The following is a 23,888-nucleotide window of genomic DNA, read 5'->3' on the forward strand; positions in this document are numbered from 1 at the left end:
ATCGACTAGTGCACGATCCGACCGCTCGACTCGGGGTCGAGCGCCGCGCTGGCGGGTTCGCGCACGGCAGGCAGGACGAGAAGTGCCGGGACGATCAGGGCACCGACGGCCAACAGTGCCCGAAGGACACCATGGTGATCGCCCAGGAAGCCGAGCAGCGGCGGGCCGGCGAGGAACGCGGCGTAGCCGATCGTGGCGACCACCGAGACCCGCGCCGCGGCTCGGCTCTCGTCGTCGGCGGCCGCGCTCATCCCCACGGGGAAGCCCAGTGCCGTTCCGAGCCCCCAGATCGCCGCGCCGACGTAGGCGAGTGCCGGCGACCCGAAGACGACGAGCAGGGTCCCCACGGCCGCCATCACGAGCAGCGCCCGCAGGACGGGCACGCGCCCGAATCGATCGAGCAGCGTCGTCCCGATGAGCCGGCCGGTCGTCATGGCGCCGAGGAAGGTCGCGAAGGCCAGCACGCCGGCCCATGGCGGGAGGCCATGCCCGTCGACGAAGGCGACCGCGATCCAGTCGTTGGCCGTGCCCTCGGTGAAGGCGGCCACGAGCGCGACGAGGCCGATGAGCAGGGTGCGCGGTTCGAGCCAGGCGCTGCGCGGCGCGACCGGTGCGGGCGCGCCCGGGTCCTCCGGCGTCAGCTCGTCCCCATCGCGGCCGAGGAAGCCCCGGACGGCGACCAGCATGCCTGCGGCGATGAGCACTCCCCCGACGGCGAAGTGCACCCCGACGGACACGCCGGCCCAGGACAGCGCCGCCGCCACGAGTGTGGAGGCCACCGTCCCCGCGCTGAAGGCGGCGTGGAAGTGCGGCATGATCGCGCGCCCGAGCCGACGCTCGACGGCGGCGCCCTCGAGGTTCATCGAGACGTCCCAGACGCCCACCCCGAAGCCGACCGCCGCGAGTCCCACGGCGAGGACGGTCGGGGAGGCGAACACGGTGACACCGAGCGCGGCCACGAGAAGGCCTACGGTCCACACGGCGCCGCCGAACCGGACGGTCGCCGCAGGCCCGATCCGGTCGGCGATCCGGCCCGAGAGCGGGAGACCGGCGAGGGACCCGACCGAGAGGAAGAGCAGGACGATCCCCAGCTGACCGGCGGTGAGGCCCAAGCCCGCCTTGACGTCGGGGATCCGGGCGGCCCACGTCGCGAATCCCGCGCCGTTGAGGGCGAAGACGGCGAAGACCGCCAGGCGGGCCCTGGCGGTCTCGTCGTGCACGCGCGCAGGCGTGCCAGGTGTTGTCGGCGTGATCAGGCCTTCGCCTCGTCGGCGTCGGTGGCGTCGACCTCGGTGGCCTCGGTGGCCTCAGGGGCCTCGACGGCGCCGGAGTCGCTCGTGTGCACCAGCTCGGCGTCGTCCTCCTCCTGCGAGGGGACGAGCTCGTCGAGGTCGATGACGTTGCCGGAGGCGTCGACGATCTTGGCCTGGTCGAGCACGGCCGCGAGGGCCTTGCGGCGCCCGACCTCACCCATGATCGCGGGGATCTGGCCCTGCTGGTCGATCATCTGGGCGAAGGAGTTCGGGTCCATGCCGTACTGCTGGGACTGCATGACGAGGTACTCGATCAGCTCCTGCTGCTCGACCTGCACCTCCTCCTTGAGCGCGAGCGCGTCGAGGAGGAACTGGGTCTTCAGGCCGGAGCGGGTGGACTCGTCGACCTCGGCGCGGTGCACGTCGTCCTCGAGGCGACCCTCGCCCTCGAGGTGGGAGTGGATCTCGGCCTCGACGATGGACTCGGGCAGCGGGATGTCGGTGTCGGCGAGGAGCTTCTCGAGGACGCGGTCGCGCGCCTGGAGGCCCTGGTCGAACTTCTTCTGCTGCTCGACCTTGGCGGAGACGTCCGCCTTCAGCTCGTCGATGGTGTCGAACTCGGAGGCCAGCTGGGCGAACTCGTCGTCCAGCTCGGGCAGCTCGCGGACCTTGACGGACTGGACGGTGACGGTGCAGTCCGCGTCCTGGCCCTCCTGATCGCCACCGGCGAGCGGGGCCTGGAAGGTCTTGGTGTCGCCCGCGGCCATGCCGATGAGCGCGGCGTCCATGCCCTCGAGCATGTTGCCGGAGCCGACCTCGTAGGAGACGCCGGAGACGGAGTCGATCTCGGTGCCGTCGATCTCGGCCTTCAGGTCGATGGAGACGAAGTCGCCGTCCTCGACGGCGCGGTCGACACCCACGAGGGTGCCGAAGCGGGCCTGAAGCTCCTCGAGGCCCTTGGCGATGTCCTCGTCGGTGACCTTGATGTCGTCGACCTCGATCTCGTAACCCGCGTAGTCGGGCAGCGTGACCTCGGGACGGACGTCGACCTCGACGGTGAACTCGAGGTTCTCGTTGCCCTCGAGCGGGACGGCGGTGATGTCGACCTCGGGCTGGCCCAGGGGCTGGAGGTCGTTCTCCTCGACGGCCTTGCCGAAGAACTCGGGGAGCGCCTCGTTGACGGCCTCCTGCATGACCGCACCCTTGCCGACGCGCTGGTCGATGATGCGGGCGGGGACCTTGCCGGCGCGGAAGCCGGGGAGCTGGATCTGGGACCCGATGGTCTTGTAGGCCGCGTCGAGGTGCGGCTTGAGCTCCTCCTGCGGGACCTCGATGGTCAGCTTGACCCGGGTCGGGTTGAGGGTCTCGACGGCGCTCTTCACAGCGGTTTGCTCCAGGTTCAGTCGTACGGGGGTCGTCGGCCGGCTCCGGTATGCGACCCGTTCGGTCGCCGTCGGCGCATCAGCCAAGGAGTCATGCTAGCGCCCGAGCGACGGGGACCGAAAACGGCGGGTTCGGGGCTCTTCCCCCACAGGCCCCCCTTCAGTCGCTACCTTCGTCCCGTCCGCGCGACCCGCGGACCCCACCTCCGAAAGGTCTCGACCCATTTCCCTCGCCCGTTCGGCCACCTTCGGCCTGTCCCTGCCCGCTCTCGTCGCCAGCCTCGGCGTCGCCGCCGTGCCGGCCACCGGCGCGGTCGTCGCCAACCCCGCGAGCAGCCAGCCGTCCGCCGCGGTCGCGGCCTGTGCGCCCGGCACCGCCGCCCGACTGGCCGAGGGCGCCACCGCCAAGGAGCCGGAGCTCTACTCCAAGAACGAGGCCAAGAAGTACGGCGTCATCAAGGACTCCCCGCGAATGGCCGACGGCAGCGTGACCATCCCGACCGTCTTCCACGTCGTCTCCGACCACGCCCTCTCCCCCGCCGAGCAGGACCTCCAGGAGTCCCGCATCGAGGCGCAGATGGACGTGCTCAACGACAGCTTCACCGGCGCCACGTCCGCCGTGGCCTCGGACTCCCCCTTCCGCTTCTCGCTCGAGAAGATCACGTGGACGGTCAACGAGACGTGGGCGCACGTGGCCCCCGGCAAGACCGAGCGGGACATGAAGGCGGCCCTGTACGAGGGTGACTCCACGACGCTGAACGTCTACTCGGCCGACATCGGCGGCGGCCTCCTGGGCTGGGCCTACTTCCCCAAGGGCTACAACACCGGTCGCGACTACATCGACGGTGTCGTCATCCTCGACGAGTCCATGCCCGGTGGCTCGGCCGTGCCCTACGACGGTGGCGACACCCTCACCCACGAGGTCGGCCACTGGATGATGCTCGAGCACACCTTCGCCGGCGGGTGCTCCGCCTCCGGCGACGGCGTCGCCGACACTCCGCGCGAGGCCGTGCCCCAGTTCGGCTGCCCCGAGGGCGCCGACAGCTGCACCGCCCCCGGCCTCGACCCCATCCACAACTTCATGGACTACACCGTGGACGAGTGCATGGACCACTTCACGGCCGGCCAGGTCGAGCGCATGAACGACGCGTGGATCGCCTTCCGCGCGAGCGGCGCCGGCAGCAAGGGCTGACCCGACACGACGACGAAGGCCCCCTGCCCGAATGGGCGGGGGGCCTTCGTCATGTGGAGCGGGCGACGAGAATCGAACTCGCGTAATCAGTTTGGAAGACTGGGGCTCTACCATTGAGCTACGCCCGCGGGGCCGACGGCGAGGTCGCCGAAGGCACGGGCTAGCCTAATACCCGCCTGCGAGGGACCGGAAATCGACGCGCTGAGCGAGTCGCGGTCGGCAGGCCACGGGGTATGGCGCAGGTTGGTAGCGCGTCCGCTTTGGGAGCGGAAGGTCGCCGGTTCAAATCCGGCTACCCCGACGGACGAGAGGCGCGAAGGTCGGCGACCGTCCAGCATGCGTAACGCACGGTTATGCAACCCATAACTACAGGCATACTGTCGCCATGGCCTCCATCCCCACCGCCGTCGACGACATCACCGTCCGCCTCGTCGCCGCGATCATCCTCGTGCTCACCACCGTCGCACTGCTCACCTCGGCGTGGTGGCTCTACGCGGTCCTCGCCGCGGACTTCACCATCCGCGCCGCTCTCGGCCCGCGCCACAGCCCCATTGCCCGGCTCGCCGGCGCGATCCGCCCGCGCCTGACGACGCCGGCGCGGCCGACCCCCTTCGCACCCAAGCGCTTTGCCGCGACGATGGGCGCCGTCATGACGGCGATCGCCGCCGTCCTCCTGCTCCTCGAGGGCAGCCTCGGAGCCGTCGTCGGCGTGCCCGCCCTCGTCATCGGCGTCGCGATGATCGCCTTCCCGCTGCTCGAGGCGGCCCTCGGGTTCTGCGTGGGCTGCCGGATCTTCGCCGGGCTGATGCGTCTGGGCGTCATCCCCGACGACGTCTGCCTCGAGTGCGCGGACATCTCCGGGCGCACGCGGGCGGCCCTCGCCGCGCGCTGAGTCAGCGCGACGGCGTCAGCGAGAACCCGCTCAGCGCGGGCGTGCCGTGATGTCGGTGATCGTGCGCCCCGCGGCGATGCCCTTGTCCTCGAAGCCGTCCGTCGGACGCCACTGCGGGCGCGGCCCCACGGTGACGTCGAAGCCACCGTGCCGCTCCAGCTGCTCGAGGCTGTGCTCGGCGTAGGCGGCGATGTCCGTCGCGATCCGCAGCACTCCGTCGGGCGCGAGCCGGTCGCGCACCAGGTCCAGGGTGTGCTGCTGGACGAAGCGTCGCTTCGCGTGGCGCTTCTTGTGCCACGGGTCGGGGAAGAAGAGGTGCACGCCGGCGAGGGAGCCGGTCGGCACGTCGTCGGTGAGGAAGAGGATCGCGTCACCGACGTGGACGCGCAGGTTCGTCGCGCCGGCCTCCTGTGCGGCCGCCATCATCCGCGCGACCCCGGGGACGTGCACCTCGGCGGCGATGATCCCGTGGTCCGGGTGGGCAAGGGCGTAGGCGATGGCCGCTGCCCCGTGCCCCGAACCGATCTCGAGGACGACGGGCATCTCGGAGCCGAAGGCGGTGGCCGCGTCGAGCGGTCCCTCCGGGAGGTCGAAGGTGGGCAGCAACTGCTCCATCCGCTCATCCGTCAGCGGGGAGTTGCGCCACCGGGGCGTGAAGGTGCGGATCGTCTGACGCGGACGACCGTCCGGAGTCAGCGTCACCCCCGGACCGAGGACCAGTTCGCTCTCGCCCTCGGGCCCGGAGCCGTCACGACTCTGGTCGGGGGCGGGCTGGGTGGTCGGGTCGTCGGGAGTCACGACGGTGGAGCGTAGTCGTTACTCGCGCCAGACGATGACGACGGCGCGGTCGTCGTCCTTGCCGGCGCGAGCCTGACGGCAGATGCGCGCGGCGAGCCCCTGGAACCCCGTTGGCCGATGGCCCAGTCCCCCACCGGAGCCCAACGCCTGCTCCGCCGTGCCGAGCATCCAGTCGATCCCGTCGGCCAGGCGGCGGGTGCGGGACTCGATCACGCCGTCCGTGTAGAGCAGCAGGGCATCCCCACGACGCAGGATGCCCGAGTGCCGCGGATAGTCCGGGGAGGGCATGACGCCGAGCAGCGGACCCGTGCTCGTGTTCGTCGGTGACCAGCGACCGGTGCCCGCGTCGTAGCGCAGGGCGGGAGGGTGTCCGGCCGAGCCGACGGTGAAGGCTCCGGTGTCGGTGCAGAGCTGGAGGTGGACGGCGGTGGCGAACCCCTCGGCCCACTGCTGCCGGACGAGGTAGGCATTGGCGGCGCCGAGGAAGCGCTCGGGCTCGGTCATACCGAGCAGGCCGCTGAAGGCACCGGAGAGCAGGAGCGACCGCGTCCCGGCACCGACCCCCTTCCCGCTGACGTCGACGAGGACGAGCTCCACCGACGACCCGGACGCGTTGCGGGTCGTCACGAGGAAGTCGCCCGAGAAGGAGTCCCCGTTGGCCGACTCGAGGGCCGACTCGGCACGCCAACCCTGGGGCAGTCGTGGCAGCTCGCTCATGGCGCCGAGGCGGCCCCGCAGATCGACGAGCATCCGGTTGCCGCCGAGTCCGTGGACCCCCAGCTCGTGGTGCGAGCGCGACAAGGCGTAGAGCATGACCATGACCACGGCGATGAGGATGCGAGAGGCGATGGCCGCGGGTGTGAAGCCGTCGTCCCGACCCCACGGCACGACGAGCGCCACGAGGATGAGGCTGTAAAGGACGAGCAGCGGGCGCGGGCCGAGCATCATGCCGCCGAGGACGATGATCGGCGCGAAGAACGTGCTCGGCACGATGTCAGGCCAGATGACCAGCCCGGCGGATCCCGCTGCGGTCACGGCGATGAGGAGGGCGAGCACCCCGGCCTGCCCGAGCCGCCCGAAGACGGAGACCCGTGGCCCCGAACGCGTGCGCGTGCGCGGGCGCAACATGCCGATGCCTCCGCTCACCACGCCCCCGTTCGCGCATGCCGCAGCCGGTGGCCGCGATCTGAGGTCACCCTATGTACGGCCATGGGCGAACGAACAGACCTTGGCGAAGTTGCCCGCGTGTCAGGGCAGGGCGGGCACCGTGCCGGACGTCTCGTAGTCCCCGACCATGTCGATGCGTCGCTGGTGACGCTCCTCGCCCGAGAAGTCGGTGGCGATGAAGGTCGTGACCATCGCGCGGGCCTCCTCGACCGTGTTCATGCGGCCACCAATGGAGATGATCTGGGCGTCGTTGTGCTCACGGGCGAGCTGTGCGAGTTCGACGTTGTAGCAGAGCGCGGCGCGGATGCCCTCGACCTTGTTCGCGGCCATCTGCTCACCGTTGCCCGAGCCACCGAGGACGATGCCGCGCACCGGGACGCCGCCGGCCAGGTCGTCGGCGACGCCGCGGGCAGCGCGCAGGACGAAGACGGGGTAGTCGTCGAGGGCGTCATAGGTCAGCGGGCCGTGATTGACGACCTCGTGCCCCTCCCCCTCGAGGAAGGCGACGAGGTCGTTGTGCAGATCGAAGGCGGCGTGGTCGCCACCGATGTGGACGCGCATGGCAGTGCTCCTGAGGTGTTGTGGGCCTGAAGGGGAACGCGAATCGTGCGAACGACTCAGTCGAAGATCGGGTCCGCGTCGCGGGTGCGCTTGAGCTCGTAGAAGCCCGGGGTGCTCGCGACGAGGACACAGCCGTCCCAGAGGCGGCCGGCGGCCTCACCCTTGGGGGCCGGCGTGACGACGGGGCCGAAGAAGGCGACGCCGGCGACGGAGATGACGGGCGTGCCCACGTCGTCGCCGACGAGGCCGATGGCCCGGGCGTGGCTGGCGCGCAGCGCCTCGTCGTGGGCGTCGGTCGTCGCGGCCTCCGCGAGCTCGGCCGGCAGCCCCACCTGCTCGAGGGCGGTGGCGATGACCTGCGCGCGATCGCTGACGCGCTCGAGGTGGATCTGGGTGCCCATGGCGTCGTAGAGAGGCTTGATCACCGTGTCCCCGTGCGCCGCGGCCGCCGCGATGATGACGCGGACGGGACCCCACGAGCGGTCCATGAGGTCGCGGTAGGGCTCGGGCAGGTCCCGACCCTCGTTGAGAACCGACAGGCTCATGACGGACCACGTGACGTCGATGTCGCGGATGCGCTCGACCTCCATCAGCCACCGCGAGGACATCCACGCCCACGGGCACGCCGGATCGAACCAGAACTCCACACTCTGCCGCTCAGTCATGGCGGACATCCTGCCACCGGCGCCCGCACCGGCCGCACCCCGTCGGCGCGTGGGAGGATGACGCGATGTGACATCGCCGCCACGAGCGGCCACCCATTGACGACTCCCAGGAGGACGCGTGCCCGGCAAGAACCTGACCCGTGAGGAGGCCGCCGAGAGGGCGGCCCTGCTGTCCGTCGAGTCGTATGACGTCTCGCTCGACCTCACGACCTCGGAGAAGACCTTCCGCTCCCGCAGCACGGTCACCTTCAGCTGCACCACCCCCGGCGCCTCGTCCTTCATCGACTTCATCGCCGACTCGGTCGAATCCATCGAGCTCAACGGCGAGAGCCTCGACCCGGCCGGGCACTTCGACGGCGTGCGCGTGAGCCTGCCGTCCCTGGCGGAGCACAACACGCTGACCGTCGACGGCACCGCCGTCTACATGAACACCGGTGAGGGCCTCCACCGCTTCGTCGACCCGGTCGACGACGAGGTCTACCTCTACTCCCAGTTCGAGGTCCCCGACAGCCGCCGCATGTTCGCCGTCTTCGAGCAGCCTGACCTCAAGGCGACCTTCGCCTTCACCGTCACCGGCCCGGCCCACTGGCAGATCGTCTCGTGCTCGCCGACCCCCGAGCCGACCCCCGCCGGCGACGGCGTCGCCACGTGGGCGTTCACCCCCACCGGGCGGATCTCGTCCTACGTCACGGCCATCGTCGCCGGCCCCTACGACGTCGTGCGGGACACCGTCACGACCCGCGGCGGTGAGGTCCCGCTGGGCATCTACTGCCGCAAGTCGCTGACGCCGCACCTCGACGCCGACAACATCTTCGACGCCACCAAGCGTGGATTCGCCTTCTTCGAGAAGGAGTTCGACCAGGACTACCCCTTTGAGAAGTACGACCAGATCTTCACGCCCGAATACAACATGGGCGCCATGGAGAACGTCGGCTGCGTGACCATCAACGAGGTCTACGTCTTCCGCGCGAAGGTGCCCGAGGCCCTCGTCGAGCGTCGCGCGCTGACGATCCTGCACGAGCTGGCCCACATGTGGTTCGGCAACCTCGTGACGATGCGCTGGTGGAACGACCTGTGGCTCAACGAGTCCTTCGCCGAGTGGGCGAGCACGACGTGCCAGGCCGAGGCGACCCAGTGGGAGACCGCCTGGACGACCTTCTCCGCCGCGGAGAAGTCGTGGGCCTACCGCCAGGACCAGCTCTCCTCGACGCACCCGATCGTCGCCCCGATCCGCGACCTCGACGACGTCGAGGTCAACTTCGACGGCATCACCTACGCGAAGGGGGCCTCGGTCCTCAAGCAGATGGTCGCCTACGTCGGCCGGGAGCCCTTCGTGGCCGGTCTGCGCGCCTACTTCGCCAAGCACGCGTGGAGCAACACCACCCTCGACGACCTGCTCGTCGAGCTCGAGGCCACCTCCGGTCGCGACCTTCGCGCCTGGAGCAAGCTGTGGCTCGAGACGGCCGGCGTGAACACCCTGCGCCCCGTCATCGGGGTCGACGACCGCGGCGGCATCACGTCCGCCGTCATCGAGCAGACGCACGCCCCCGACTTCCCGACGCTGCGCCCGCACCGACTCGCCGTCGGCCTCTACTCCCTCGAGGGCGACCACCTCGTGCGGACCGACCGGATCGAGCTCGACGTGGACGGCGAGCGCACTGAGGTGACCGAACTCGTCGGTCGCCAGCAGCCCGACCTCATCCTCGTCAACGACGACGACCTCGCCTACGCGAAGATCCGCCTCGACGAACGCTCCCTCGCCACGGTTCTGGCGCACCCGCGCGCCTTCACCGACAGCCTGCCGCGCGCCCTCGTGCTCGCCTCGGCGTGGGACATGACGCGCGACGCCGAGATGAGCGCGAGCGATCTCGTCGACCTGCTCCTGGCGAGCCTCCCGGGCGAGCAGGACTCGACGCTGCTGCGCACACTGCTCGGCCAGCTCGCGACGGCCACGTTGTCCTACTCCGACCCGGCGAAGCGGCTCGCGCTGCGCGATCGCGTCGTGCGTGCCCTGGCCGAGCTCGCCCGCTCGGCCGAGGCGGGCAGCGACGCCCAGTTGCAGCTCGTCACCGCGCACGCGAACCTGCTCGCGCCGGGCGACGACACGGCGTGGGTGGCCGGGCTGCTCGACGGTACGGAGCAACTCGAGGGCCTGGCCGTCGACACCGACATGCGGTGGACCCTGCTGACCGCGCTCGTCGCGGCCGGGGCGGCTCCGGCCGACCAGGTCGACGCCGAGTTGGCGCGCGACAACACGGCCACCGGTCGCGAGCGCTCGGCGCGGGCGAAGGCGTCGGCGCCCACCGCGGAGGCCAAGCAGGCCGCCTGGGACAGCGCCGTCGTCGGCACCGACCTGCCGAACTCGGTCGTCGAGGCGACGGCCCTCGGCTTCGGCCGCGCGGTCGACCCCGCGCTGCTGGCCCCCTTCGTCGGCACCTACCTCGCGAGCCTGCGCGGCGCGTGGGACGCGCGCACGCACGCCATCGGCGAGGTCATCGTCACCGGGTTCTACCCGGGCTCGCTCGCGACGCGCGAGCTGCTCGAGCAGACCCAGGCGTGGCTGGACGCCAACGAGGACGCCCCGGCCGGGCTGCGTCGCCTCGTGTCCGAGAACCGTGACGCCACGGAGCGCTCGCTCGCGGCCCAGGCGCGCGACGCCCAGGGCTCGGCCTTCTCGGCCTGACCGGGACGAGGCGCGAGGTGGGGGATCTGACGGTGGCCTGGGACGAGGTGTGGCACTGGTTCGTCGGCGTGCCCGCACGGATCGTGGCCACGCTCGTGGCCGCGGTGGTGCTCCGGTGGTTCCTCCACCGGAGCATCACCGCGGTCGTCGACCGCACGGTCGCTCGGTCGCGGCGCGGCGCCGGGGGTCCGACGTCGCGGGCCGAACGTGTCCTCGCCCGCGCGACGGGCGCGGCCCACGAGCGACACCGGCAGCGCGCCCAGACGATGGGCTCCCTCCTGCGCAGCATCGTCACCGTCGTCGTCCTCGGGATCGCGGCGCTGACGATCATGGCGCTCCTGGGCATCCCGCTCGGCCCGCTCCTCGCATCGGCCGGGGTGGGCGGCGTGGCGCTCGGCTTCGGCGCGCAGAGCCTCGTCAAGGACTTCCTCTCGGGCGTCTTCATGATCCTCGAGGACCAGTACGGGGTCGGCGACGTCATCGACACCGGTGAGGCGATCGGCACCGTCGAGGAGGTCTCGCTGCGGGTCACCCGGCTGCGTGATGCCGACGGCGTCGTCTGGTACGTCCGCAACGGCGAGATCATCCGGATCGCCAATCGGAGCCAGGGTTGGTCGACGGCCCTCGTCGACGTGCAGGTCTCCTCCGGCGAGGACGTCGCGCGCGTCACCGAGATCATGCGCGCGGCCCTGCACGACATGGACGAGGACCCGCAGTGGCAGGACGAGCTGCTCGAGGAGCCGAAGGTGCTCGGCGTCGAGTCCATCGGTGCCGGCACGGTCACGCTGCGCGTCCTCGCGACGTGCGCCTCGGATGCCAACTTCGCCGTCCAGCGGGAGATCCGCTTCCGGCTCAAGGCCGCCTTCGACCGCGAAGGGGTGCAGGGCCCGCCGCTGCCCCCCATCGGCCCGGTCCGCTCCGGCTGAGAGGATCACCCCATGAGCGCGACACCCGAGGCGACCTTCTACGAGCAGGTCGGGGGGCACGACACCTTCGTCCGGCTGGTGCACGACTTCTACGTGGGCGTGGCCGGTGACCCCGGGCTGCGAGCGCTCTATCCCGAGGAGGACCTCGGCCCCGCCGAGGAGCGCCTGCGGAAGTTCTTCGAACAGTACTGGGGTGGTCCGAGGACCTACTCGGAGGAGCGCGGCCACCCCCGGCTGCGGATGCGCCACGTCCCCTTCGCGGTGACCCCCACGATGCGCGACCGCTGGCTGTTGCACATGCTCGCGGCCGTCGACGGGTTGGGTCTCGAGCCGCGTCACGACATCGTCCTGCGGGACTACCTGATCCGCGCGGCCGACATGCTCGTCAACACTCCCGAAGGCGGCACTCCCCCGGTCTGACGTCGTCGCGGGCTGCTGTCCCACGGGCAGGTATCTGCAAGATCTTGCAGATGGCGCAACTTTTTGCGCGAAGGGGCTCCGGTCAGCCACCATGGGCGGGTGACCGATCTGCAGACGACCGACCTCCACGCCGCCGACCCCGCCGACTCGCCCTGGTGGCGGGACGCCGTCATCTATCAGGTCTACCCACGCTCGTGGGCCGACGGCGACGGCGACGGTGTGGGCGACCTGCCCGGGATCACCTCCCGCCTCGGCCACCTCGCCGAGCTCGGCGTCGACGCGATCTGGTTCTCCCCCTTCTTCCGGTCCCCGCAGAAGGATGCCGGCTACGACGTCTCGGACTACCGCGACATCGACCCGCTCTTCGGCACCCTGGCGGACGCCGACGCGCTGCTGGCTCGGGCCCACGAGCTCGGCCTGCGCATCATCGTCGACCTGGTCCCCAACCACTCGAGCGACCAGCACGCCTGGTTCCAGGAGGCCCTCGCCGCGGCCCCCGGCAGCGAGGCCCGCGAGCGCTACATGTTCCGCGACGGTCTCGGCGCCGACGGCTCCACGCCGCCCAACGACTGGCGCTCCGTCTTCGGCGGCCCGGCGTGGACGCGGATCACCGAGCCCGACGGCACCCCCGGCCAGTGGTACCTGCACCTCTTCGACTCCAGCCAGCCCGACTTCAACTGGCAGAACCCGGTCGTGCGTGAGGAGTTCGAGTCCGTCCTGCGCTTCTGGCTCGACCGCGGTGTCGACGGCTTCCGCGTCGACGTCGCCCACGGCCTGATCAAGAAGGAAGGGCTGCCCCCCTTCCCCCTCGAGACCGAGATGATCAGCCAGGACAACACGGCACTCTCCCCCTTCTGGGACCAGGACGGCGTCCACGAGATCTACCGCGCCTGGCGCTCCGTGCTCGACGAGTACGAGGGCGACCGGATCATGTGCGCCGAGGCGTGGGTGGCGCCCGCCGAGCGGGCCGCGCGGTACGTGCGCCCCGACGAGTTCCACCAGGCGTTCAACTTCGGCTACCTCGAGGCGCCGTGGCGCGTCGCCGACCTGCGCACCGTCATCACCGACTCGCTCAGCGCCAACGACTCCGTCGGCGCCCCCGCGACATGGGTGCTCTCCAACCACGACGTCGTCCGCCACGCCTCGCGTCTGGGACTGCCCGTCGGCCAGAAGCGACCCAACGGGATCAGTGCCTCCGACCCGCAGCCCGACGCCGAGTTGGGCCTGCGCCGAGCCCGCGCCGCCTCCCTGCTGATGCTCGCGCTGCCCGGCGGCGCCTACCTCTACCAGGGTGAGGAACTCGGCCTGCCCGAGCACACCGCGCTCGACCACCACTACCGGGAGGACCCGACCTTCCACCGCACGTCGGGCACCGAAGTGGGCCGCGACGGTTGCCGCGTCCCCATGCCGTGGGAGCGGGATGCGCCGGCCTACGGCTTCAGCGCGACGGGTGCCAGCTGGCTCCCCCAGCCCCCGGCCTACGGCGACCTCGCCGCCGACCAGCAGGCCGGCGTCGCCGGGTCCACCCTGGAGCTCTACCGCGCGGCTCTCGCGCTGCGTGACGAGCGCGGCCTCGGTCTCGGCGGTCTCGCCCTCGTCGGCGACACCACCACCGACAGCACCGACGCCGACACTGCCGAGGACGCGGTGCTCACCCTGCACAACACGGGCCGCGGCGGCGAGCACCCCACGCTCGTCATCGCCAACCTCGGCACCGAGCCGGTGGCCCTGCCCGAGGGCAGCGCACTGCTCCTCGCGTCCGGCCCGCTGACCGACGACGGGCTGGTCCCCACGGACACCACCATCTGGGCCGCTCTCTGATCGGGCTGGCGCTAGGTTGATGCACGGCGGGCTGCGCCAGTGGCCCGCCGTCGCCCTTCCCCTTCCCCCTGCTCGCTCGTCAGGAGGTGCCGTGGCCCGCCCCGCGCACGAGTTCCCCTACTTCTCGCAGGCCACGCCCATCGGGTTGGCCCACCGCGGCGGCGCGACCCACGAACCCAACCGGGGGCGCGAAAACACGGTGACCGCCTTCCGCGAGGCGGTGGCGATGGGGTTCCGCTACCTCGAGACCGATGTCCACGCGACGTCCGACGGCGAGCTCATCGCCTTCCACGACGACGTCCTCGACCGCGTCACCGACGGCACCGGCCGGATCGCCGACCTGCCCTGGTCCACCGTCACGCGGGCCCGGATCGCCGGTGAGGAGATCCCGACGCTCGCGCAGATCCTCGAGGAGTTCCCCGAAACGCGGATCAACATCGACGTGAAGGCGCCGGGTGCCGTCGACCCGCTCGTGGCGACGATCGTCGCCCACGGCGCCATCGACCGCGTCTGCGTCGGCAGCTTCAGCGATCACCGGTTGCGCGCCGTGCGTCGTCAGCTCGGGCCGCGTCTGGCGACGTCCGCCGGGCCCGCCGGGGTGGCCGCGCTCCGCCTCACGCCCGCCCTCGTCTCGCGCGTGCTGCACTCTCCCGCGCAGGCGCTGCAGATCCCCGTCAGCCAGCGGATCGCCGGACGCGACCTGACGCTCGTGACGCCGCGTCTCATCGAGACCGCGCACCGGCTGGGCAAGCACGTGCACGTGTGGACGATCGACGAGGCCGCCGAGATGCACCGGCTCCTCGACCTCGGCGTCGACGGTCTCGTCTCCGACCGGATCGACATCCTGCGGGACGTCCTCGCAGAGCGCGGCACTCCCCTGGGGTGACGCCGGGTTCGGCGCCGGGAGTGACGCCGATCGTGGCCGGTCAGCTCGTGCGGATCGCGTCGGCCAACTCGGCGACGGCACTCGGGCGACCGGCGAGGCTCCACGTGTGGCCGCGGTGCTCCACCAGTTCGGTGACCCCGCCGACCCCGAGCACGAGGGCCTGACCGGGAAGCCAGTCCCACTCGAGGACCGCGTGCTGGGCCCACGCCTCGATCCGACCACCTGCCACGGCCGCGAGGTCGCACGAACTGGAGCCGAGCATCCGCACCGTCGCCGTGCGCTGGGTCATCGCCGACCACGGGGTCAGCAGCGTCGGGTCCGCGAGGCGGGTGGGATGCAGGTAGGTCGCCAGGCAGGAGCGGTCCGCGGTGGCATCGGTCAGGGGCGGCAGCTCGACCCCGTTGAGGGTCGTGCGGCGCCCGCGCACACCCAGCCAGGCCTCATCCTGGCCGGGGTGGTGCACGGCACCGACGAGGACCCCTTCGTCATCGCGCAGCGCCAGGGCACTGCACCAGTAGGACAGCCCGGACAGGAAGTTGTAGGTGCCGTCGACCGGGTCGATGACCCACGTCCGGCCGCTCGTCGACGCGGCCGATGCACCCTCCTCGCCGACGATGCCGTCGTCGGGGCGAAGGGCGGCCAACGCAGCCGTGACGAAGGCCTCAGCGGCGTGATCGGCCGCGGTCACGACATCCGAGACGGAGGTCTTCTCGTGGCCCTGCAGGCCTCGCGCGCGCATCTCGCTGGCGAGGGTCGCGGCGCGGCGCGTCAGTTCGGCGGCGAGAGCGCCGTCATCGAGGTCGTCGGGGAGGGTCGAGAGGTCGGTCAGCGGACTCGGCGTGGTCTCCACATGGACACCCTAGGCCGCGCCACCACCATCGACGGGCACCGCGGGCGGCGGCTCAGGTGAGGCGATAGAACCGGAAGAGGGAGAAGCCCTCGATCGGCAGGATCTCCACGTCACGAAATCCCGCCGCGAGCGCATGGGCGCGCAACCGCTCCGGTCGCATGACGGCGCCGGTCCCGACACTGGGCGAGACGGACAGCCCGTCGGGCAGACACATGAAGAGGCTGAAGCCGTACATCAGCCTCTCGACCTGGCCAGCGTCGCCGCCGAAGGCCTCGGCCACGGCCTCATCCATGACGATGAGCGGGCCGCCCGGGACGAGAGCTCGCCGGGCGGCCGCGAGCACCTCGACCGGTCGCGGCATGTCGTGCACGCACTCGAAGGCGAAGGCGATGTCATGTCCCCCGGCGGTCAGATCGGCGGCATCGCCGTGGGTGAACTGCACCCGTGCGGTCAGGCCGGCGTCGGCGACGTGGCGGGCGGCCATCGCCACCGAGTCGGCGTCGATGTCGACGCCCCGCACGCTGGCCCCGGGGTAGGCACGGGCGAGCGCGATGCTCGCCCACCCGCCACCCGAGCCGACCTCGAGGATCCGCGCGCCCGGGCGTGCGAGCAGCAGGTCCAGGTCGGCGACCTCGGCGAGTGCCCCCGCGAGCCGTCGCTCGTACCACGGCCGGTTGCCCGCGGCCTGCCCCTGCCGGGCGTCGTCCCCGAACTGCCTCCAGCTGACGCCACCACCCGAACGGTAGGCGTCGAGAAGCAGTGGCAGGGCGGTCGCACACGCCCCGAAGAGCCGTGCCGAGGGCGCCAGGAAGGCGAGGCTGTGCTCGTCGGTGACGGCCTCCGCCGTCCCCGCCGGGAGGGTGAAGACGCGGTCCTCGGCGGATGCCGCGGGGGCGGCGTGAAGGAGCCCGGTCACCGCCTGCTGCTCCAGCCATTCGCGCGCGTAGCGCTCCTGGGTCCCCGTGCGCTGCGCCAGCTGGGCGGATGTGGCGGGACCGGAGTCGGCCAGGCTGCGGTACCACCCCATCCGGTCGCCGACGAGCACGGACAACACGTCGAAGGCGGCGATCAGACTCTCGAAGAGGCGATCTGCCGTCGCCGCCGGATCGGCGGACGTGTCGGCGGGCGGGAGTGTTGTGCCCATGACCACAGGCTGCGCGCCGACTCGCCGCCGCGCCATGACCCGAAGTGGGGGGCCGTCACCGAGAAGGACCCTCCGGCGCACTCAGCGGTCGCGGTTGAGGCGCAGCGTCACGGTCAGGGCACTGCCCGACTCGATGTCGTGGTCCTCACGGACGGATGCGCGCAGCGGCAGCAGATAGCGGCCGTCCTTGGGGAACAGCGCGGTGGTGAAGGTGCTGCCGTCGATCGCGGCGATGACGGCGACCTGACCCCAGTACTCCAGGCCCGCCGCCTCGATCTTCACCTCGGCACTGTCCTCGGGGTCCATCGGCAGGAAGTAGTACGGCGCGGGTCCGCGCCACTCGATCACGTCGCCGATCACCGTCCACTCCATGACCGCCATTGTCGCGCCCATTCGGCTCCGGACGGGGTGCGTGATGACATCCCGCAACCGGGAGGTCAGCGCGTGAGGACGAAGCCCACCGTGGTCGTGACGCGGGTCCACCGCCCGGCCGCGTGGACGGTCACGCCCTCCCCCGGCGTGAGGAAACCCAGCACGTGCAGGCCGAAGGCCGCGCCCGCCGGCACGGGCGGGGTGGACGCGGTCGGCGCGGCCCACACCCGCTGACGCAGCGCCGCAACCGCATGGGACCCGGCCCCGTCGGGCGAACCGAGGGCAATCTCGGCGATGCCGGCTCGGGCCGCCTCGTGCAGGAGCTCCGCGGGCAGCGTGCCGACGGGCTCCCAGCCGCCCCGGGGTGGGGTGAGGGCCGCCCAGCGGGGGGCGACCGTCTGCGGGGGGATGGGCAGCTCCACGTCGGCGGCGCCCGCACGGGCCGTGCGGTCCGTCAGCGCCGCGAGCGGCACACACACGTCGAGCTCGGATGGCTCCGCGAGCGCGACGGTGCGCAGCCCGAGGACGGCGCCGTCGCTGGCGAGACCGGAGCCGTCGAGGAGCCCCACCCACGTCGCGAGCACCGATCCGACCGCCTGGAGTCGTACCGCGCCCTCGGGGACGGCACCCTTCGCGCGGCCGACGAAGGTCGCAAGGTCACGCAGACTCTCCGGATCGGCCAGGACGAGCCCACCCGCGGGCGTGCTCATCCCTGGCGGCGGCGGAAGGGCGCCGGGTCGCCCGCGTAGGCGGACAGGGTCGCGCGGTCCTGCTCGTCGAGGCGTCGCGGCCGCTGGGTCTCGAAGTCGAAGCCGACCATCGTCGTCTCGGCCAGCGCGTAGAGGGAGCCGTCGCCGACGCCCTCGGGGTCGCGCACCTCGTAGGCGACGTCATAGCTCGCGCCCGACATCTTCGTGATCCACACGTCGATCTGCACCGGAGCCGTCCGGTAGTGCAGCGGCGCGAGGTACTCGATCTCGGACCGCGCGACGATGACGCCGCGCTCGAGGTCACCGTCGGAGAAGCCGAACCAGTCGTTGAAGGCGGCGATCCTCGCCTCCTCGATCAGGCGCAGGTACTGAACGTTGTTGACGTGCTGATAAGCGTCCATGTCGCTCCACCGGAGCGGGACGAAGGTCTCGAACCTCTTGCCATCCATGGCGACAGTCTGGCAGGGCCTGTCGGAGCCTCCGCCTACGGTGGGGGTCATGAGCACCGACGCGACGACCACCCACTTGCCGGACGCCGACGTGCCGGAGTCGGTGCGTACCGCGGCACTCGAGGTCCTGCGGCGGCTCGTCGGGCGGGAGGACGCCGAGTTCCACCCCGGTCAGCTGGAGGCGATCAGCGCGCTCGTCCACGACCGGCAGCGCGCCCTCGTCGTCCAGCGCACCGGGTGGGGCAAGTCGGCCGTCTACTTCGTCGCCGCCCAGCTGCGGCGTCAGGCCGGCGCGGGGCCGGCGCTCATCGTCTCCCCCCTCCTCGCTCTCATGCGCGACCAGGTCGGCGCGGCCGAACGCGCCGGCGTGCGTGCCGTGTCGATGAACTCCGCCAACGCGCAGGAGTGGGACGAGGTCCGGGCCCAGCTCGCGGCCGATGAGGTGGACGTGCTCCTCGTCAGCCCGGAGCGTCTCAACAACCCCCGCTTCCGCGACGAACAACTGCCCGATCTGGCGCGCCGCTGCGGACTCGTGGTCGTCGACGAGGCGCACTGCATCTCGGACTGGGGTCACGACTTCCGCCCGGACTACCGGCGGATCAGGGATCTGCTGGCGGGGCTGCCACAGGACACTCCCGTGCTCGCGACGACGGCGACGGCCAACTCGCGCGTCGTGGCCGATGTCGTCGAGCAACTCGGCGCCGGTGGTCACCGCGTGCTCACCGTCCGCGGATCGCTGGCTCGCGACTCGCTGCGGCTGGGCGTCCTGCCGAAGACGTCCGCGGAGCGCCGGCTGGCGTGGCTCGCGGCGAACCTCCCGAGCCTGACCGGCAGCGGGATCATCTATGCGCTCACCGTCTCGGCCGCCGAGGACGTGGCCGCCGCGCTGCGTGACGCCGGCCACGAGGTGCGCGCCTACACGGGCCGCACCGACACCGAGGATCGGGCCCGCCTCGAGGACGCCCTGCGACGCAACGAGGTCAAGGCGTTGGTGGCCACGAGCGCTCTCGGCATGGGGTTCGACAAGCCGGACCTCGGGTTCGTCGTGCACCTCGGCGCGCCGTCGTCGCCCGTCGCGTACTACCAACAGGTCGGCCGCGCAGGGCGCGCGACGGACAGCGCCGACGTCGTGCTCCTGCCCGGCGTCGAGGATCGGGACATCTGGGCCTGGTTCGCCTCGTCGTCCATGCCTCGCCAGGAGCAGGCCGACGCCGTCCTGACGGCGCTCGCCGAGGCGGGGCGACCGCTGTCGGTCCCCGCCCTCGAGACGATCGTGGACATCCGCCGCACCCGGCTTGATCTGCTCCTGAAGGTGCTCGACGTCGACGGCGCGGTCAGCAAGGTGCAGGGCGGCTGGGTCGGGACCGGGCAACCGTGGACCTACGACGCCGAGCGCTACGAGCGTGTGGCCCAGGCCCGCAAGGACGAGCAGCAGCACATGCTCGACTACGAGACGACGACGGGCTGCCGGATGGAGTTCCTCCAGCGCCTGCTCGACGACCCCAGCGCGAAGCCGTGCGGCCGGTGCGACACGTGCGCGGGCACGTGGTTCGCGACCGACATCCCCGACGCGGCCGTCACGTCCGCGAGCGAGCGGCTCGCGCAGGTCGGCGTCGAGATCGAGCCGCGCACCCAGTGGCCCTCCGGGATGGGCCGCCTCGGGGTGCCGGTGAAGGGGAAGATCCCACCCGCAGAGGCCGTGGAGTCGGGGCGCGCCCTGGCTCGCCTGACCGACCTCGGTTGGGGTCAGCGACTGCGTGAGGTGCTCGCGGAGGACCAGGTCGTCCCGCAGGCCGTCACTCGCGCCGCCGTCGGCGTCCTCGCCGGATGGGGATGGCTCGAGCGGCCCGTCGGCATCGTCGCCATGCCGGCACGGCAGCGTCCGCAGCTCGTGCAGTCGACCGCCGCACATCTCGCCGAGGTCGGCCGGCTCCCGCTGCTCGGCACGCTCGACCTCGCCGACGGCGGACCCATCGGCGAGCCGGGCGGCAACAGCGCCTTCCGCCTCGCCAACGTGTGGGACCGCATCGTCGTGGGCCCCGAACTGGCGCAGACTCTCGCGCAGGCTCGTGGACCCGTGCTGCTCGTCGACGACGTCGTCCATTCCCGCTGGTCCCTCGCCGTCGCGGGGCGCGCCCTGCGCCTGGCCGGAGCACCGGCGGTGCTCCCCTTCGCCCTGGCTCTCGACGGCTGAGCCGACGTCAGTTGCCGTGGGGAGACTCAGTTGCCATTGGGGATCTCAAGCACGGACGCGGTCTCGGGCTCGCAGGACGCGTCGTCGGGCGGTGCCGCATCGGACGTCCGGCGCTCCGGCGGCGACACGCGGACCGTGAGCAGCGGCAGGAAGGCCTGGATGACGGGACCGATGAGCAGGGCGTAGAGGATGGTGCCCACCCCGACGATGCCGCCGAGCAGCCACCCCACCGCGAGGACGGTGACCTCGAGCGTGGTGCGCACGAGCCGCAGGCTCAGGCCGGTCCGGCGCGCGATGCCGGTCATCAGCCCGTCCCTGGGACCGGGACCGAACTGGCTGCCGATGTACATGGCGCCGGCGATCCCGTTGAGCAGGATGCCGCCCAGCAGCAGCCCCCATCGCCAGACCAGGGAGTCCGGCTGGGCGAGCATCGCGAGGGTGACGTCCGTGGCGATGCCGATGACGACGGTGTTGGCCACCGTCCCCAGACCGGGCCACTGACGCAGGGGGATCCACAGGAGGAGGACCGCGACGCCGGTGAGGATGACGACGGTGCCGAAGCTCACCGGCAGGCGCGTGCCGACGCCGTAGTGGAAGACGTCCCACGGGTCCAGACCCAGTTGTGACCGCACGAGCATCCCCATGGCGACGCCGTAGAGCCAGAGGCCGACGCCGAGCTGGACGAGTCGGTGGACCGTGCGGCCGGCCCGCAGCTGCTGACGGGGCGTCATGGGCGTGAGGTCGACGCGGCGAGTGAGCAGGCGCCGGGACGTGGCCAACGAGGAGGCGAACGGGGACATACCTCCATGGTGGCGGCCGGGTGGACCGATCGTCGCGGTCCACTTCGCAGGAAGTGGCCTGATTGGCCTTACTCGAGCAGGCCACTTCGTCCAGACTGGCCACATGGCCACTCCCACCGTCTCCGCCGGCCGCCTCACCATGCTGCTCGGGGACAGCCCCCGACGCAGCCCCGCCTATCGCGGGATCGCCGACGGACTGCGGTTGCTCATCACCGACGGCCGTCTCGCGCTCGACACCACGCTGCCGAGCGAGCGCGCCCTGACCGAGGCGCTCGGCGTCAGCCGGACCACCGTCGCGGCCGCCTATGGCCTGCTGCGGGAGCGCGGCTACCTGACGTCCCGCCGCGGGTCGGGCAGCCGCGTGACGCTCCCGGCCGGGAGCCGCTCCCGCGTCGGCGGCCCACTCGTCCCCACGAGCCCGCTCGCCGACGGCGCCATCGACCTCACCTGTGCCGTCATGCCGACCGCCCCGTCCGCCGCAGAGGAGGCCATCGACATCGCCGCCGAGGGCGTGCGGTCCCGGCTCGGCGGCTCGGGCTACGACCCGCAGGGTCTGCCCGAGCTGCGGGAGGCCCTGGCCGAGCGCTATCGCAGCCGGGGTCTACCGACGACGGCCGAACAGATCATGGTCACGACCGGAGCGCTCGGCGCGCTGGCCATCGTCGCCCGCGGTCTGCTGTCGACGGGCGACCGCGTCCTCACCGAGAACCCGACCTATCCCAATGCCGTGGCCGCCCTGCGCGGCGCCGGCGCCCGGGTCCGGCCCCTCCCCCTTGACCGGCACGGCTGGGACGCGGACGCCCTCGAGGTCACCCTCCGGCAGGTGGCCCCGCGGGTGGCCTACCTGCTGCCCGACAACCAGAACCCGACCGGGCTCCTCATGGGCGACGACCAGCGCGCGGACATCGGCCGACGCCTCGCCCGCGCCCACACCATCGGGATCGTCGACGAGACGGTCGTCGACTTCGTCCTCGACGGCGGTCCGGCGCCGCTCCCCTTCGCCGCGCATGCCCCGGACACGATCACCATCGGCAGCTCCAGCAAGACGTATTGGGCCGGCCTGCGCGTCGGGTGGCTGCGGGCCGACACCGAGGTCATGCAGCGCCTCGGGCGCGCACGCCTCAGCGTCGACCTCGGGGCACCGACCTTCGAGCAACTGGTCCTGCTGCACCTGCTCACCCGGCACGACCACGTCGCGGAGGAGCGTCGCCGCGCTGCTCGGGAGTCCCGGGACGCCCTGGTCGGCGCCCTGCGGACGCACCTGCCCGAGTGGCAATTCCGGCTGCCCGCCGGCGGGCTCAGCCTGTGGGCCGAGTTGCCGGCCACGGCCTCGACGGCGTTGGCCGTGGTCGCCGAGGACGAAGGGGTCCACCTGGCGCCCGGTCCGACCTTCGCGGTCGACCACGGACTCGACCGGTTCCTCCGGCTCCCCTTCCCGCACGCCGCCCCGGTCATGACCGAGGCGGTCCAGCGACTCGCTCGCGCCTGGCCACGCGCCCTCGAGCAACCGACTCGCGCCGCCTCCACGACGCGCAACGCCACAGTGGCCTGACGGCGCTCCCGCTCCCGCGGAACACGTCACGCCGCCGACTAGAGTGCGGTGCGTGACCGAGACACCGCACTCCCCCGGGGCCGATGCTCCGGGCACCGACCCCGAGTCCTTCCAGCAGCTCCTCGACGTGCTCGCCCTCGAGGAGCTCGGGACAGGGCGTCAGCACATCAGCATCCCCGGGGTGGAGAACCGCACGGAGGTGACGGCCTTCCGCGGCCGGAGTCAGCGCATGCCGCATGGTCGGGTCTTCGGTGGTCAGGTCCTCTCCCAGGCCCTGTTGGCGGCCGGGCTGACGGTTCGCAGTGTCGCGCCCGAGCGAGCGGTGCACTCCCTGCACGCCTACTTCATGCGTCCCGGGGACGACAAGGAGCCCATCCGTTTCGCCGTCGAGCTGCTCCGTGACGGCAACTCCTTCTCGACGCGTCACGTCCACGCGCTCCAGGACGGTCGCCCCATCCTGTCGATGACGGCGTCCTTCCAGGACCCGGCCGGCGGGCTCGACCACCACGACGTCATGCCGCAGGTGACCCCGCCGGAGGCGGTCCCCTCCGTCTCGCAGATCTACGCCGGCCTGGAGGACGACTCCCGCGTCGAGTACCTGCGCAGCCGTCCCATCGAGATCCGGCACGTCGAGGGCCGGACCGACTTCGGCACCGGTGAGCCCGGTCCGGCCGAGCAGCGCGTGTGGATGCGGGCCGTCGGCGACCTGCCGGACGACCCGTTGGTGCACGCCGCGGCCATCGCCTACGCCTCGGACTACACGCTGCTCGAACCGGTGCTGCGGCGTCACGGCGTGGGCTGGTCGGACCGCCGCCTTCGCGTCGCGAGTCTCGACCACGCCATGTGGTTCCACCGGCCGATCCGCTGGGACGACTGGATCCTCTACACCCAGTCCTCGCCGTCCGCCCAGGGCGGCCGTGGCCTTGCCGCCGGCCGGATGTTCAGCCGGGACGGGACGATGCTCGTGACCACCGCCCAGGAGGGCATGATGCGCGTCAAGGAACTCCCCGCGTCCTCGGACTGAGCTCGACGCAGGCGGCCCCATCAGCCGAGTTTGGGACATCAGGTGTCCCTTACCCGGCGCGGGCGGCCCCCATCAGCCGAGTTTGGGACATCAGGTGTCCCTTACCCGGCGCGGGCGGCCCGCTTCAGCCGAGTTTGGGACATCAGG

General features: G+C 71.8%; 22 protein-coding genes and 2 tRNA genes. 11 read left to right on the forward strand and 13 right to left on the reverse strand.

All coding sequences use genetic code 11. The features are described from left to right. Positions 1–5: 5 nt before the first annotated feature. Entirely contained in the window at positions 6–1,220 is a 1,215-nt protein-coding gene (locus tag ACQBAS_RS08280) for an MFS transporter (RefSeq protein ID WP_427383330.1), read from the reverse strand. Between the two features lie 32 nt (positions 1,221–1,252). Further along, the gene (gene tig, locus ACQBAS_RS08285) at positions 1,253–2,635 is read right to left on the reverse strand and encodes a trigger factor (protein ID WP_427383331.1); all 1,383 of its coding nucleotides are present in this window, start codon (positions 2,633–2,635) and stop codon (positions 1,253–1,255) included. 295 nt (positions 2,636–2,930) lie between these two features. On the opposite strand from tig, the gene ACQBAS_RS08290 reads away from it, so the two are divergent. Continuing rightward, positions 2,931–3,827 (forward strand): zinc metalloprotease, encoded by an 897-nt coding sequence (locus tag ACQBAS_RS08290; protein ID WP_427383332.1) that lies wholly within the window; start codon positions 2,931–2,933, stop codon positions 3,825–3,827. A gap of 54 nt (positions 3,828–3,881) precedes the next feature. On the opposite strand, the gene ACQBAS_RS08295 is transcribed toward ACQBAS_RS08290, so the two are convergent. Beyond that, positions 3,882–3,955: transfer RNA gene (locus tag ACQBAS_RS08295), tRNA-Gly, on the reverse strand. A 99-nt stretch (positions 3,956–4,054) separates the two neighbouring features. Here ACQBAS_RS08295 and ACQBAS_RS08300 point away from each other — a divergent pair. Continuing rightward, positions 4,055–4,128: transfer RNA gene (locus ACQBAS_RS08300), tRNA-Pro, on the forward strand. 84 nt (positions 4,129–4,212) lie between these two features. Further along, positions 4,213–4,719, forward strand: a complete 507-nt coding sequence (locus ACQBAS_RS08305) for a DUF4395 domain-containing protein (RefSeq protein ID WP_427383333.1) — start codon at positions 4,213–4,215, stop codon at positions 4,717–4,719. Positions 4,720–4,749: 30 nt separating this feature from the next. On the opposite strand, the gene trmB is transcribed toward ACQBAS_RS08305, so the two are convergent. The 4 genes from trmB to ACQBAS_RS08325 form a co-directional block, all read right to left on the reverse strand. Then, positions 4,750–5,517, reverse strand: a complete 768-nt coding sequence (gene trmB / locus ACQBAS_RS08310; protein ID WP_427383334.1) for a tRNA (guanosine(46)-N7)-methyltransferase TrmB — start codon at positions 5,515–5,517, stop codon at positions 4,750–4,752. An 18-nt stretch (positions 5,518–5,535) separates the two neighbouring features. Then, positions 5,536–6,663, reverse strand: a complete 1,128-nt coding sequence (locus ACQBAS_RS08315) for a PP2C family protein-serine/threonine phosphatase (protein ID WP_427383335.1) — start codon at positions 6,661–6,663, stop codon at positions 5,536–5,538. Positions 6,664–6,765: 102 nt separating this feature from the next. After that, the gene (locus tag ACQBAS_RS08320; RefSeq protein ID WP_427383336.1) at positions 6,766–7,245 is read right to left on the reverse strand and encodes a ribose-5-phosphate isomerase; all 480 of its coding nucleotides are present in this window, start codon (positions 7,243–7,245) and stop codon (positions 6,766–6,768) included. A gap of 56 nt (positions 7,246–7,301) precedes the next feature. After that, positions 7,302–7,910, reverse strand: a complete 609-nt coding sequence (locus ACQBAS_RS08325; protein ID WP_427383337.1) for a DsbA family protein — start codon at positions 7,908–7,910, stop codon at positions 7,302–7,304. 118 nt (positions 7,911–8,028) lie between these two features. On the opposite strand from ACQBAS_RS08325, the gene pepN reads away from it, so the two are divergent. From pepN to ACQBAS_RS08350, 5 genes are all read left to right on the forward strand, one after another. Further along, positions 8,029–10,593, forward strand: a complete 2,565-nt coding sequence (pepN, locus tag ACQBAS_RS08330; RefSeq protein ID WP_427383338.1) for an aminopeptidase N — start codon at positions 8,029–8,031, stop codon at positions 10,591–10,593. A 17-nt stretch (positions 10,594–10,610) separates the two neighbouring features. Further along, positions 10,611–11,519: a mechanosensitive ion channel family protein gene (locus ACQBAS_RS08335; RefSeq protein ID WP_427383339.1), complete on the forward strand. Its 909-nt coding sequence runs from the start codon at positions 10,611–10,613 to the stop codon at positions 11,517–11,519. A gap of 12 nt (positions 11,520–11,531) precedes the next feature. After that, positions 11,532–11,939: a globin gene (locus ACQBAS_RS08340; RefSeq protein WP_427383340.1), complete on the forward strand. Its 408-nt coding sequence runs from the start codon at positions 11,532–11,534 to the stop codon at positions 11,937–11,939. Positions 11,940–12,038: 99 nt separating this feature from the next. Then, complete coding sequence (locus ACQBAS_RS08345; protein WP_427383341.1) at positions 12,039–13,760, forward strand: glycoside hydrolase family 13 protein; 1,722 nt, start codon at positions 12,039–12,041, stop codon at positions 13,758–13,760. 91 nt (positions 13,761–13,851) lie between these two features. Continuing rightward, positions 13,852–14,646, forward strand: coding sequence for a glycerophosphodiester phosphodiesterase (locus ACQBAS_RS08350; protein WP_427383342.1), 795 nt, complete (start codon positions 13,852–13,854; stop codon positions 14,644–14,646). A gap of 40 nt (positions 14,647–14,686) precedes the next feature. On the opposite strand, the gene ACQBAS_RS08355 is transcribed toward ACQBAS_RS08350, so the two are convergent. The 5 genes from ACQBAS_RS08355 to ACQBAS_RS08375 form a co-directional block, all read right to left on the reverse strand. Then, a complete protein-coding gene (locus tag ACQBAS_RS08355; RefSeq protein ID WP_427383343.1) occupies positions 14,687–15,496 on the reverse strand; it encodes an inositol monophosphatase family protein in 810 nt (269 codons plus the stop codon). A gap of 52 nt (positions 15,497–15,548) precedes the next feature. Next, on the reverse strand, positions 15,549–16,640 hold the full coding sequence (locus ACQBAS_RS08360) for a class I SAM-dependent methyltransferase (RefSeq protein ID WP_427383344.1): 1,092 nt from the start codon (positions 16,638–16,640) through the stop codon (positions 15,549–15,551). A gap of 81 nt (positions 16,641–16,721) precedes the next feature. Beyond that, a complete protein-coding gene (locus tag ACQBAS_RS08365) occupies positions 16,722–17,012 on the reverse strand; it encodes a DUF1905 domain-containing protein (RefSeq protein ID WP_427383345.1) in 291 nt (96 codons plus the stop codon). Positions 17,013–17,077: 65 nt separating this feature from the next. Next, positions 17,078–17,722, reverse strand: coding sequence for a hypothetical protein (locus ACQBAS_RS08370; protein ID WP_427383346.1), 645 nt, complete (start codon positions 17,720–17,722; stop codon positions 17,078–17,080). Further along, the gene (locus ACQBAS_RS08375; protein ID WP_427383347.1) at positions 17,719–18,171 is read right to left on the reverse strand and encodes an acyl-CoA thioesterase; all 453 of its coding nucleotides are present in this window, start codon (positions 18,169–18,171) and stop codon (positions 17,719–17,721) included. Before ACQBAS_RS08375 ends, ACQBAS_RS08370 begins: the two co-directional genes overlap by 4 nt. Positions 18,172–18,220: 49 nt before the next feature. Here ACQBAS_RS08375 and ACQBAS_RS08380 point away from each other — a divergent pair, with 49 nt between their 5' ends. Beyond that, on the forward strand, positions 18,221–20,365 hold the full coding sequence (locus tag ACQBAS_RS08380) for a RecQ family ATP-dependent DNA helicase (protein WP_427383348.1): 2,145 nt from the start codon (positions 18,221–18,223) through the stop codon (positions 20,363–20,365). A gap of 26 nt (positions 20,366–20,391) precedes the next feature. Here the strand turns inward: ACQBAS_RS08380 and ACQBAS_RS08385 are convergent, their stop codons facing one another. Further along, entirely contained in the window at positions 20,392–21,165 is a 774-nt protein-coding gene (locus ACQBAS_RS08385; protein ID WP_427383349.1) for a YczE/YyaS/YitT family protein, read from the reverse strand. Positions 21,166–21,268: 103 nt separating this feature from the next. Between ACQBAS_RS08385 and ACQBAS_RS08390 the strand changes: the two genes are divergently transcribed. Both ACQBAS_RS08390 and ACQBAS_RS08395 read left to right on the forward strand, forming a co-directional pair. Next, entirely contained in the window at positions 21,269–22,717 is a 1,449-nt protein-coding gene (locus tag ACQBAS_RS08390; RefSeq protein WP_427383350.1) for a PLP-dependent aminotransferase family protein, read from the forward strand. Between the two features lie 52 nt (positions 22,718–22,769). After that, positions 22,770–23,741: an acyl-CoA thioesterase gene (locus ACQBAS_RS08395; RefSeq protein WP_427383351.1), complete on the forward strand. Its 972-nt coding sequence runs from the start codon at positions 22,770–22,772 to the stop codon at positions 23,739–23,741. The last annotated feature ends 147 nt before the right edge of the window (positions 23,742–23,888 follow it).

This window comes from Janibacter zhaoxuefangae, assembly GCF_050271985.1.
In the GTDB taxonomy this organism is placed as follows: domain Bacteria; phylum Actinomycetota; class Actinomycetes; order Actinomycetales; family Dermatophilaceae.

Coding starts and splice junctions, on each gene's coding strand:
- ACQBAS_RS08305 (WP_427383333.1), top strand. CDS start 4,213: ATGGCCTCCATCCCCACCGCCGTCGACGACATCACCGTCCGCCTCGTC.
- ACQBAS_RS08320 (WP_427383336.1), bottom strand. CDS start 7,245: ATGCGCGTCCACATCGGTGGCGACCACGCCGCCTTCGATCTGCACAAC.
- ACQBAS_RS08325 (WP_427383337.1), bottom strand. CDS start 7,910: ATGACTGAGCGGCAGAGTGTGGAGTTCTGGTTCGATCCGGCGTGCCCG.
- ACQBAS_RS08340 (WP_427383340.1), top strand. CDS start 11,532: ATGAGCGCGACACCCGAGGCGACCTTCTACGAGCAGGTCGGGGGGCAC.
- ACQBAS_RS08360 (WP_427383344.1), bottom strand. CDS start 16,640: ATGGGCACAACACTCCCGCCCGCCGACACGTCCGCCGATCCGGCGGCG.
- ACQBAS_RS08365 (WP_427383345.1), bottom strand. CDS start 17,012: ATGGAGTGGACGGTGATCGGCGACGTGATCGAGTGGCGCGGACCCGCG.
- ACQBAS_RS08370 (WP_427383346.1), bottom strand. CDS start 17,722: ATGAGCACGCCCGCGGGTGGGCTCGTCCTGGCCGATCCGGAGAGTCTG.
- ACQBAS_RS08375 (WP_427383347.1), bottom strand. CDS start 18,171: ATGGATGGCAAGAGGTTCGAGACCTTCGTCCCGCTCCGGTGGAGCGAC.
- ACQBAS_RS08380 (WP_427383348.1), top strand. CDS start 18,221: ATGAGCACCGACGCGACGACCACCCACTTGCCGGACGCCGACGTGCCG.
- ACQBAS_RS08385 (WP_427383349.1), bottom strand. CDS start 21,165: ATGTCCCCGTTCGCCTCCTCGTTGGCCACGTCCCGGCGCCTGCTCACT.
- ACQBAS_RS08390 (WP_427383350.1), top strand. CDS start 21,269: ATGGCCACTCCCACCGTCTCCGCCGGCCGCCTCACCATGCTGCTCGGG.